Below are 10972 nucleotides of genomic sequence, written 5' to 3'. Positions count from 1 at the left end.
ATCTACTGCCTTTTTAAGTTAAAGAGAAAACTGCGCCACAGCCTTCGCAGGCCATCGCGCAGCGATTTAGTTCAATTGGTATTTATAAAGGAGAATATTGATGAAACTATTTTTATGTTCGCACTTTTCAAGTGTGGGAAGTCTGATAAAGGAAGAAATTGAAAATAAGAAAGTCGCATTTATTCCAACAGCTTCACTGCGTGAAGGCTACACCGGTTATGTCGGCTCGGCTCGAAAATTATTCAAAAAGTTGGGAGCAATCGTAACTGAAATTGATATTTCAACGGAGGCTTATTCAACGATACAGTCTGTTTTTGAAGAAGCAGATGTGATATATTTTACCGGCGGAAATTCTTTCTTTCTTATGGACCAGCTCCGTAAAACGGGAACTGAGGGGCTACTGAAAAAGGAATTGGCAAATGGAAAATTGATGATCGGCGAGTCGGCAGGCGCAATTATATGCGCTCCAAGCATCCAATATATCGAGCAAATGGATGAAAAGCCAGAGGACTACTCACAAGAAGATGATGCAGGGCTTGATTTGATTGATTTCTATGTTCTTCCGCATTATCTTACAGCACCATTTAAGAAAGTTACCGAGAAAATAATGACTGAGTTTTCGGATTTGAATCTATGCCCGATTAACAACCGTCAGGGAATTGTAATTGATGGTGAAGGTTCAAAGGTTATTTGCAAAGACTAATTTGAAAATTCCCATTTATCAAGCCCTTTGAGAGAGGAGAAATCTTTTCTCAAAGGGCTTTTTCTATTTTACGGATATTCGCAAACTACAAGAAAAAGCCGAAACCTCATATACTTTAATCACAGAGGAAGTGGAGGTTTTGATATGAGTAACAGCTTAGCGGCAGTACATCCAGAATTGATTGCAGAGTGGTCAGAAAAGAATTTACCACTGACACCGGACAGTATAACTTTCGGCTCGAATAAGAAAGTATGGTGGAAAGGTGCTTGCGGTCACGAATGGACTGCCGTTTTATCCAGTGCTGCTTTGATATCGTTTCTGTATCCAGCGATTGACTGAGTAGCCAGCACAATATTCACATGATACTTTCTTGCTTCACACAGCATTTCTAACAGAACGGAATCCTCTTTCAAAGAAAGATTCTGGAACTCATCTATAAAAATCCATAGGCCTTTAGTAATCAGCTTTCTTGTACGTAACCCTCTCCAGAGTAATGCAAGGGGCCTAAAGATTGCGACAATAGATAATATTCATACAGTGATACATCAGATTCTGCAGCTTGCTGTTGAAGACAATTACATAAGAAGAAATATTTCAGATAATTTGCTGAAAGAATTAAAAAGTTCTCATCATTATGAGGATTCACATAGACGCGCTTTGACATTACCAGAGCAGGAGCTGTTTATGGAATTTTTGTCCAAAGAGAACTCACAGTATTATCATTGGCTTCCTATTTTTACAGTTATGCTGGGAACTGGAATGCGTGTAGGTGAAATTACCGGGTTACGTTGGAATGATATCGACTTAAAGTCTGGAATAATAGACGTGAACCATACGCTGGTTTATTATAAACATCGGGATGAGAACGGCTGTTATTTCGATATTCATTCTCCGAAGACCAAAGCTGGAGTGCGTCAGATCCCTATGACGGAGGAAGTAAAGAATGCGTTCCTGTTAGAGAAAAAAATGCAGGAGCTGGCAGGAATACAGTCCAAAGTAACTATTGACGGGTACCACAACTTTATTTTTGTAAACCGCTTTGGTAATGTGCAGAACCAGGGAACCCTAAATAGGGCTTTACGGCGTATTATAAGAGACTGTAATGACAAACAGCTCCTGAAAGAAAAAAATAATCCCGTGTTACTTCCAAACTTCTCCTGCCACTCACTCAGACATACGTTTACAACACGCTTGGTAGAAGCAGGAGTAGATATTAAAGTGATACAGAACCTGTGTGGTCATAGCAGAAGTGATGTGACACTTGATATATATACGACAGTAACAAAAGAATTAAAACAGGCAGAGTTTGATGATTTCCAGAAAAAACTGAAAGAAAAGAAGCAGGAATGGAAAAACAGACAGGAAAAGGATGCGAGATTCTCTTCTGGCGTTGTCGAAAAAATCTTATTGCATAAGCAGTGGTAGTAAGATTATAGTAAATGTAAAGGGAACAAAAGATAAGCTATGGAGCTATAGACTATAACAAGTGAATGAAACATTGGATAATTTGAAAGGAGGAATTGTCGATGGGAGCAACAGCAACAGTGAGAAAATCAGATTTTATAGATGCAATGGAAGAGAACCAGAAGGATGTCCGTAAGATGGTAATGGACAGTTACCATGATATTGAAAAAGGAAAAGGAAGAGATTACAAAGAGTTTTTTGCAGAATTAGAAAGCAGGTACAGGAATGAAAGTGTGGCAATCATATCTGGAAAATAAAACCAGTGGCGCAATGAGAATGTACTGGGTTTACGGTCCAGATCAGAAAGATATTACAATTATCGGTTTGGAGCCACACTCAGAAGATAAGAAAATGGTGCATACGACCGAATTTCACTGTCAGATTTGTAGAATAAAACTGAATATGGAATTTTAACTGAGCAGCTATTCTATAAATAATAGGGTGGCTGCTTTTATTCCTTATTAAGTGGGAGATGTTTGTCTAAATTTGGAGAAAAATACTTATTGCATAACCGAGTGTGGTACGCTTATAATAAAGTAAGATATCTACTATATTTGAACAGAAGGTGCCGTGAGAGGCATTGAAACTGGTAATGAGCAGCAGGAGGTGGGACTATGCCGATAACAACACGAAATTTATTGGACCAGTACACAGAAATTTTGCAGAAAATATATGGAAAACATTTAAAAAAGGTGATTTTGTATGGTTCTTATGCAAGAGGTGATTACAGGGATGATTCAGATATAGATATTATGATTCTTCTGGATTTATCTGATATGGATATAAAACAGTATCGGCATGAATTATCTGGTGAAACCTTTGATTTTAATATGGATCACGATCTTGATATAAAGCCCATAGCTAAAAGTCAACAGCATTTTCAAAATTGGGTTGATGTGTACCCATTTTATGCAAACGTGGAAAAAGAGGGGGTAAAGCTATTTGAAGCAGCCTAATGAAAAAGGAACACAGAAGGATCTGGTTCTGTATAGAATTGAAACGGCACAAAGTGACATTAAAGCCGCAGAGATCCTTCTCGGTGCGAAAGAGTTTCGTGGTGCCAATAATCGTGCATATTACGGAATCTATCATGCTGTGTCTGCAATTCATAATTGAGGTGCTTCGGCATCTCTTTTTCTTATCCTCAAAAATGTAGTATCAGGTGTTATCAAAAAGTGACACCTTGACGTTACTGTTCACTGGTAACGTTCCGCGAGGCGTTTTTTGTGAACAAAGTTCACAGAAAACCCGAGAATTGCGGCGCGAAATCATGCGAATGCATGATTTCTGTGCATCGCGAAGCGCGTTACTGTGAACGGAGTGAACAGTAACACCTTGACGAATAGAAGTTGCGAACGAATCCTCATATCTTGAAAAAAATAGATTATTCATAGTATAATATCAAATAAGAATGAAACAGTATCCCTTGGGGGATTAATGGCAAGGTACAGATACTTGCACCGGAAAGTGTGAAAGAACAGTACAGACAGATGATTGCAAAAGCTGATGAGGATATGCAGAAAAGCGAATAGTGCAGATTTGAATTTGCGCAGACAGTCTGCACAAATTAGATTGAATTATAAGACTATGAAGCGAGGTAGTGGATATGGAAAAAGACCCGTTTAAGGAATATTTGAGGGAGTCTGAACCGGATAAAGCTCATAAGGGATATGCTTGGAGTACGGCAATCGGACTTCAGGCAGTGGACGGACTCAAACCATCTAAATATTTGATTGATACTGCCATTCAGAATATTGAAGGCAAAATCACAATGAAAGAAGTACAGAGCCTTATTGATAGTTACTATGAGGAAAGACCTGTGCATTTGTCCGATGATGAGCGTACCGAAGAAGCTGATAAGGTTTCGTCCCGTATTGCTGAAATTCTTTCTGAAACAGCGTTCTCATTTTCTCCAAATGAGTATATCTCTATCCACCGCAAACTCTTTCGGGGTATTTATAAACACGCCGGAAAGATTCGAGATTACAACATCACAAAGAAAGAATGGGTGCTTGATGGAGCAACTGTAATGTACGGTAGTGCTTCAGAACTGAGAGCCACACTGGAATATGATTTTTCGCAGGAGAAAGATTTTAGTTATAAAGGACTTTCAATGGACGAGATTATCCATCATCTTGCGGTGTTTGTTTCAAGGTTATGGCAAATCCATATCTTCGGAGAAGGCAATACGAGAACAACGGCAGTGTTCTTTATCAAATATTTAAGGACACTGGGCTTTTCTGCAACCAATGATATTTTTGCGGAAAATGCGTGGTATTTTAGAAATGCACTTGTCCGTGCAAATTATACGAACCTGCAAAAAGGTATTCACGAAACAACAGAGTATCTGGAAGTATTTCTCAGAAATCTTCTTTTGAACGAGAAAAATGAGCTTCATAATAGAAATCTTCATATAAGTGGACTTTTGAACGAAGAAAAAGTGGACATTGGGGATTCGAAAGTGGATATTGAGAATGAAAAAGTGGACATTCAAGACAAAAAAGTGGATATTGAAAGTGTGCTTTCCGGAAAAGGTAGTGATTTCTCAGTAAAAACGACGATTCATATTCATAGACTTTTTGAAAGATTTGGTTTTGATGAGGTGTTTGGAAGAAGTGCAGTTATGGAGCTTCTTGAGCTAAAAGGTTCAGGTGCTTCAAAACTTCTTTCCAATTTGGTAAAGGCAGACATTATTGAACCGGTATCCGGTCACGGAAAAGGAAGATATAAATTCAAGAAGTAGGGCTTCTTACATCTGTTCATTGTATAGCGATGTGTGGAGGGATTAATCTGTCGCAGTGCATTCCTGTGGCAGACGATGACAATGGGAAAACTCCGAAAAATAAGATAATCTTTCCATCCTTGTTATATAATACGGGACGTGTGATTTCATATTCGGTAATCGGTTTTTTGCTGGGCGGAATGGGAATGCTGTTAACAGGAGGCGGCGGAATGGGAATTCCACTGCTTCTGCAGGGGATATTGAAAATAATAGCGGGTTTGTTCATGGTGATCATGGGAATAAACATGTTGGGCTGGATTACATTATTAAGAAAGTTCCAAATCAGATTTCCACAAAGGCTGACTGATAAAATAAACAAGAAAAGAAGAAGAGAGAACAGACCGTTTTTTGTCGGACTGTTGAATGGGCTGATGCCGTGTGGCCCCATGCAGTCCATGCAGATTATAGCACTTGGATCGGGAAATCCTGTCTCAGGTGCGGCTGCGATGCTGATGTTCAGTCTGGGAACGGTTCCTCTGATGCTTGGTTTTGGAAGTCTGGATACGTCAGAAGCTGAAAATACGGAATCAGATGCGGAGAAAGAGGAAACAGTGGTATATGAAACTCCTGCCGTAGAGAATGGTGAAATTTCAATTAATGCAGATACATTGACTTCGAATCCAATGTATATCAATTACGATTCCAATGGAACCAATATCCAGCTTATTGCTGTAAAAGGCTCGGATGGAACTCCGCGCTTATCACTTAATACATGTCAGGTATGCAATCCATCGCCAAGGGCGTATTTTAAGGAACAGAACGGAAGACTGGTATGCCAGAATTGTGGAAATGTATTCACGACAGACAGTGTAGGTGAAACTACTGGCGGGTGCAATCCTATGTATATAGATTATAAGAATACAGACGGAAAACTGACGGTAAGTGTGGCAGATCTGGATACATATGCAGATCAATTTGCATCGTGGGATGGTCCGGTAAAATAGTATCTTCATCGGAGAGCTATCAGCTTGAAAAGTGGATACCTTATCTGCCACCTGAGTCTATGGTGAAAGACCTTAAAGCTATCTGATATAACTGAAGTTTTACGGGCAGGATTCTTATTCAAAATGTGAACTGTGGAGGAAATCATGACGAAGAAAAAATTTATTAAGCCGTTCGCAATACTGGCGGCTGTTTTTCTGGGATCACTGGAGATGGGATGGCGCTTTTTTAACATGGTGGTCCGCTGCAAAAGAGGAGAGCAGAAAAAGGAAAGAAAGAAATGGTTTGAACTGTCTCATATCAGGGAAAATCATCCACAGAATGGTTATGCCAGAGAATATAATGAGAGTAAGGCATGGTGCTTTGAACAGAATATGCAGGACTGTTATATCAAAAGTATTGACGGATTAAAACTGCATGCATTATATCTTCCTGCAGAAGCTGCGAAGCGGATCGTCATATTAAGTCATGGATATCGTGGCAGCCGGTTTGGCACGTTGTCGTTTATGGCGAAATATCTGCATGAGCATCAGTGTGATGTCCTGTTTATAGAGCATCGCTGCTGCGGTGACAGCGAGGGAAACTATATTACTTTTGGAGCAAAGGAACAATGGGATGTGCAGCAATGGGCAGTATATATGGCTGAACGAAACAAAGAGAAGCTTCCGATTTACCTGTACGGACAGTCCATGGGTGCAGCTTCTGTGCTGATGGCATCAGGACATACACTTCCACCGGAGGTGAAAGGCCTGATTGCGGACTGTGGTTTTCAGTCTATGGAACGGCAGATGCGTGATATGGCCGCTAACTGGTTCCATCTGCATCATATTCCGTTGCTTCTGATGGAACTGGACTGGTTCTGTTCTCTTCTGGCTGGATTTCATATGAAAGATGCAGACACTACAGAAGCCATGAAAAAAAATAAAAGACCGGTTCTCTTTTTCCATGGAGAGAAGGACACCTATGTATATCCCAATAACTCTTTTCAGAATTATATGCTCTGCAGGGCAGAGAAGGAACTGGTGATCATACCAGGAGCTCGGCATCTGTGCAGTGCCTATGCAGATCCGGAACTGTATCAGCATAAGATGATGGAATTTTTTGAAAAATACGATTAAATGAAAAAATCCTGACCGGGATTTATCAGACATAGTATATAGCAGGAAATATACCTTTGAACTGCTAGTACATCGAAAATTAAGTTTCTGCCATATTGACGTAGGATGATTTCTTCATATGCAAGGCGGAGGAAGGAGGCGTAGCGGTGGCTACGGCGACTGACGACAACGCAGCAGATGAAAAATCAGACAAGTCAATATGGCAGTTACTTAATATTCGATGTACTATGTTAAATGTATGATAAGTCCCGGTCAATTTTTTATAAAGTGTTCATTAAGTCTTCAGGGTACTGGTATTTCCTGAGAAGGTATGATATTTTTTCACCTGAAGCATACATACAATGTTTTCTGTTCCGGATAAAGAGGAAAACCGGGACAATGGAGGTTATCTATTATATGAGAAATTATTATCCTTTGACAGCAGCTCAGAAAATGCATCACAACTGGATACTGGATTATGGTACACAGCAGGTATCTGGCGTAAGCGTTGTGGCTTCTGTACAGGCAGAACTGGATTTTGGATTATTAAAAAAATGTATTCAGATGGAAACAGAGCGTTCCGGTTGTACCAGAGTCCGTTTTACAAAGCCGGATAAAGAGGGAAATGTAAAACAGTATATCGAAAAACAGGACCCGCGTGATATTGAGCTGAAGGATCTGTCAGGAATGGAAAGTCTGGCAAAGGCAGATGAGCTGATGCAGCAGTGGGCATATGAAACATTTGACGGAAATAATATTCCCATGTGTGAATTTACCATGCTGAAGCTTCCAGAAGGATACAATGGTTTCTTTTTACATATGGATCACAGACTGATCGATTCCTGTGGACTTGTAGTTATGATCGAAGATCTGTTCCAATTATATACGCATTACAGATATGGAACCGCCTGCCCTCAGGAACTGGTAGATTTTGAAACGGTTCTGAAAAAAGACCTGGCAAAGGCGGGCAATGAAAAGCGTTTTGCAAAAGATAAAAAATTCTGGGATGACCAGCTGGATGCACTGGGTGAGCCGTTATATTCTGATATTCAGGGCCCATCTGTATTGGAGGAAGCAAGAAAGCGTCATGGAAATCCGAAGCTTCGTGCTTCTGACATTGAGATGAACGAGCTGTTTGTTGCAGTAAAGGATTATCATCTGGAACCGTATGCGACACAGAACCTGATGGATTTCTGTATGAATCATCAGCTCTCTATGACAAATTTGCTTCTGCTTGGTATCCGTACTTATTTGTCAAAAGTAAATAATGGACAGGAAGATATTACAATTCAGAATTTTATATCCAGACGTTCTACCCATGACGAATGGACTTCCGGAGGAAGCCGAACCATTATGTTTCCATGCAGAACAGTGATCTCACCAGAGACAGATTTTCTTTCGGCAGCTTATGAAATCCAGAATATGCAGAATCGAATTTATATGCACAGCAATTATGACCCGGCATTTATTGTGGATGAGATGAGAAAAAGATATCATATACCGGAGCATACCAGCTATGAAAGCTGCTATCTGACCTATCAGCCAATGCCGGTGAGGGTGGAGAATGAAATGCTTGGAACTATCCGCCAGCATGCCAAATGGTTTGCAAACGGCGCTGCAACCAAGAAAATGTATCTGACCGTATCTCATACCGAGGATGGGGGAATGAACTTTTCCTATCATTATCAGACTGCGCATCTGGAGGAGCATGACATGGAATTGTTGTATTATTATATGATGCGTATTCTTTTTAAAGGAATTGCAGAGCCGGATATGAGCATTGGAGAGATTATGGAACAGGTATAAAGCGTAACAGGTTCCAAAAAGCTTGAAGGAGTAAGAACGGTTAAAGAGAACTTGTCGGCATTGTTTTTAATAAAATCAAGTAACTATTCAGAAGGTAGTATCCCGCGAGGCGTTTTGGCATGTTTTTTGCCAAAATCCCGAGCCATACAAGACAAAATGCCATCACCGAAGGTGATTTGGAATGCATTTTGACTCGTAACTGTGAGGGTACTGAACAGTTACGAAATCAAAAATCAGGAGGAAATGGAATGAGTCAGGAAATAGAATTTAAAAATATCGTAGCACAGTACAGTAAAGTGAAACCGGAAGAGATGACAGGTGAGATGAGATTCCGTGAAGATCTGGGATTTACTTCCCTGGATTTTATGTCTTTTCTGGGTGAGCTCGAGGATACCTTTGATATTGAACTGGATGAAAACGAAGTGACAAAAATTACAACTCTTGAGGAGGCGCTTAAGCTTCTTGAGGAGCTTCAGTAAGAATCAACAGAGTGTCAGTTCACAGAACAGTGAAGGAGGAAAAATATGCTGATCAGGAATATATTAGAAGAAAGTGTACAGAAATTTGGCGAAGTCAAAGCAGTAAAATGGCTTAACCGAAAAGAAGTTCTGGAGAAAAGTTACAGCGAAATAATGAAAAACGTGATTTCTACCAGAAAAGGACTTCTTGCAGAAGGGTTTGAGGGAAAACATATTGCATTAATCGGAACCAGTTCTGTAGAATGGATCGAAAGCTATCTGGGAATTATTACAGGATGCGCTACAGCGGTGCCGCTGGATGCTGCACTCCCGTGTGAAGAACTGATCGACCTGATAAATCGCTCCGATTCCGAAGCACTCTTCTTAAGTCCGAAACACAGACCATATCTGGAAGCATTTCTTGCAAACTGTCCGAAGCTTCAGAAGGTGTGGATGCTCCAGAAAGAGGTGGAGGATCTGCCTTCAGGAGTGTACAGTATCAATGAGCTGAGAGATATGGGAAAGAGTGCAGCAGAAGATGCTTCCTGTCCGGATGCAGAAGCTATTGCGACTATTATCTTTACTTCCGGAACCACAGGCAAGAGCAAAGGGGTTATGCTGACACAGAATAATCTGGCATCCAACGTTGAGGCAGTTAAGATTTCAGCAGAGCCTGGAACTGCCATGCTCAGTGTACTTCCAATCCATCATGCATTCTGCCTTATCATGGACTGGCTGAAGGGATTTTCTCAGGGGGCAACTATCTGTATCAATGACTCCCTGCTTCATATGGTCAGAAATATGAGCATTTTTAAACCAGATATCATGCTCATGGTTCCGATGATGATTGAGACAATTTATAAGAGACTGGCGGCTGCTGATCCGGAAATCCCGAAGGCGGTTCTTGCAGAAAAAGTATTCGGCGGAAAACTGCAGACGATTTTTACCGGCGGGGCACATCTGGATCCGTACTATATTGACCGTTTTGCAGAATATGGCGTTCAGATACTGGAAGGATATGGCATGTCGGAATGTTCTCCTGTTATCAGTAATAATACACCGGAAAATCATAAACCGGGTTCTATCGGAAAACCACTTGAGAATGTGGAGATAAAGTTTGAAAACGGGGAGATTCTGGTAAAGGGTACAAGTGTTATGAAAGGGTACTATCAGATGCCGGATGAAACAGCAGAAACGCTGAAGGATGGCTGGCTGCATACTGGAGACAAGGGGTATATGGATGAAGATGGATACCTTTTTATTAACGGTCGTGTGAAAAATCTGATCATTCTCTCCAATGGGGAAAATGTATCACCGGAAGAAATCGAGAATAAGCTTGCGCTGAATCCACTTGTTGCGGAAGTGATTGTAACAGGTGAAGAGAATGGTCTGACAGCACGTATCTATCCGGAACAGGCAGTTGTGGAGGCAAAGGCACTGGATACTGAGATGATTCGTTTACAGCTTCAGGCATTTCTGGATGAATACAATAAAAATCAGCCGACCTACCGTCGTATTACAGGTCTGGTGATCCGGAAAAATCCGTTTATACGCAGTACAACAAAGAAAATCAGGAGACAGGATGTCCTGATTGATGAGCCACAGGCATAAGAAAAACCCGTCTGAGTGAATTGCTTAGATGGGTTTTTCTTATGCCTGTTTGAAAGAGCATTCCCGCAATCTGCACGCCCCACTTTGCGGGAATGATTTTACAAACACG

General features: G+C 40.7%; 13 protein-coding genes. 12 read left to right on the top strand and 1 reads right to left on the bottom strand.

Annotated features, from left to right (window positions below; genetic code table 11):
• The first annotated feature begins 100 nt into the window (after positions 1 to 100).
• The 12 genes from AB5642_RS05730 to AB5642_RS05675 all read left to right on the top strand — a co-directional run bounded on the left by AB5642_RS05730 (position 101) and on the right by AB5642_RS05675 (position 10863).
• Positions 101 to 703, top strand: a complete 603-nt coding sequence (locus AB5642_RS05730; protein WP_173718653.1) for a Type 1 glutamine amidotransferase-like domain-containing protein — start codon at positions 101 to 103, stop codon at positions 701 to 703.
• A 144-nt stretch (positions 704 to 847) separates the two neighbouring features.
• A complete protein-coding gene (locus AB5642_RS05725) occupies positions 848 to 1042 on the top strand; it encodes a zinc-ribbon domain-containing protein (protein ID WP_202017096.1) in 195 nt (64 codons plus the stop codon).
• Between the two features lie 198 nt (positions 1043 to 1240).
• The gene (locus AB5642_RS05720) at positions 1241 to 2128 is read left to right on the top strand and encodes a site-specific integrase (protein WP_330386295.1); all 888 of its coding nucleotides are present in this window, start codon (positions 1241 to 1243) and stop codon (positions 2126 to 2128) included.
• A gap of 101 nt (positions 2129 to 2229) precedes the next feature.
• Positions 2230 to 2424: a hypothetical protein gene (locus AB5642_RS05715; RefSeq protein ID WP_118577689.1), complete on the top strand. Its 195-nt coding sequence runs from the start codon at positions 2230 to 2232 to the stop codon at positions 2422 to 2424.
• Between the two features lie 357 nt (positions 2425 to 2781).
• Positions 2782 to 3123 (top strand): nucleotidyltransferase domain-containing protein, encoded by a 342-nt coding sequence (locus AB5642_RS05710; protein WP_173718652.1) that lies wholly within the window; start codon positions 2782 to 2784, stop codon positions 3121 to 3123.
• Positions 3110 to 3283 (top strand): hypothetical protein, encoded by a 174-nt coding sequence (locus AB5642_RS05705; protein ID WP_226814914.1) that lies wholly within the window; start codon positions 3110 to 3112, stop codon positions 3281 to 3283. The genes AB5642_RS05710 and AB5642_RS05705 overlap by 14 nt, the downstream gene beginning before the upstream one ends.
• A gap of 490 nt (positions 3284 to 3773) precedes the next feature.
• Complete coding sequence (locus AB5642_RS05700; RefSeq protein ID WP_173718651.1) at positions 3774 to 4910, top strand: Fic family protein; 1137 nt, start codon at positions 3774 to 3776, stop codon at positions 4908 to 4910.
• Between the two features lie 29 nt (positions 4911 to 4939).
• Positions 4940 to 5893, top strand: a complete 954-nt coding sequence (locus AB5642_RS05695) for a Fe-S-containing protein (RefSeq protein WP_173718650.1) — start codon at positions 4940 to 4942, stop codon at positions 5891 to 5893.
• Between the two features lie 144 nt (positions 5894 to 6037).
• A complete protein-coding gene (locus tag AB5642_RS05690) occupies positions 6038 to 7009 on the top strand; it encodes an alpha/beta hydrolase (RefSeq protein WP_173718649.1) in 972 nt (323 codons plus the stop codon).
• Positions 7010 to 7405: 396 nt separating this feature from the next.
• Complete coding sequence (locus AB5642_RS05685) at positions 7406 to 8794, top strand: condensation domain-containing protein (RefSeq protein ID WP_173718648.1); 1389 nt, start codon at positions 7406 to 7408, stop codon at positions 8792 to 8794.
• 248 nt (positions 8795 to 9042) lie between these two features.
• Entirely contained in the window at positions 9043 to 9273 is a 231-nt protein-coding gene (locus AB5642_RS05680; protein WP_118577685.1) for an acyl carrier protein, read from the top strand.
• Between the two features lie 45 nt (positions 9274 to 9318).
• Positions 9319 to 10863, top strand: a complete 1545-nt coding sequence (locus tag AB5642_RS05675; RefSeq protein WP_173718647.1) for an AMP-binding protein — start codon at positions 9319 to 9321, stop codon at positions 10861 to 10863.
• Here the strand turns inward: AB5642_RS05675 and AB5642_RS05670 are convergent.
• Positions 10823 to 10957: a DUF6783 domain-containing protein gene (locus AB5642_RS05670; RefSeq protein WP_368371490.1), complete on the bottom strand. Its 135-nt coding sequence runs from the start codon at positions 10955 to 10957 to the stop codon at positions 10823 to 10825. The genes AB5642_RS05675 and AB5642_RS05670 overlap by 41 nt on opposite strands.
• Between the last annotated feature and the right edge of the window lie 15 nt (positions 10958 to 10972).

This window comes from Ruminococcus sp. 1001136sp1_2201st1_G3_2201SCRN_220225 (genome assembly GCF_040924365.1).
Lineage (GTDB): Bacteria > Bacillota > Clostridia > Lachnospirales > Lachnospiraceae > Blautia_A > Blautia_A faecis.
This window is presented reverse-complemented; position numbering and strand designations above follow the sequence as displayed.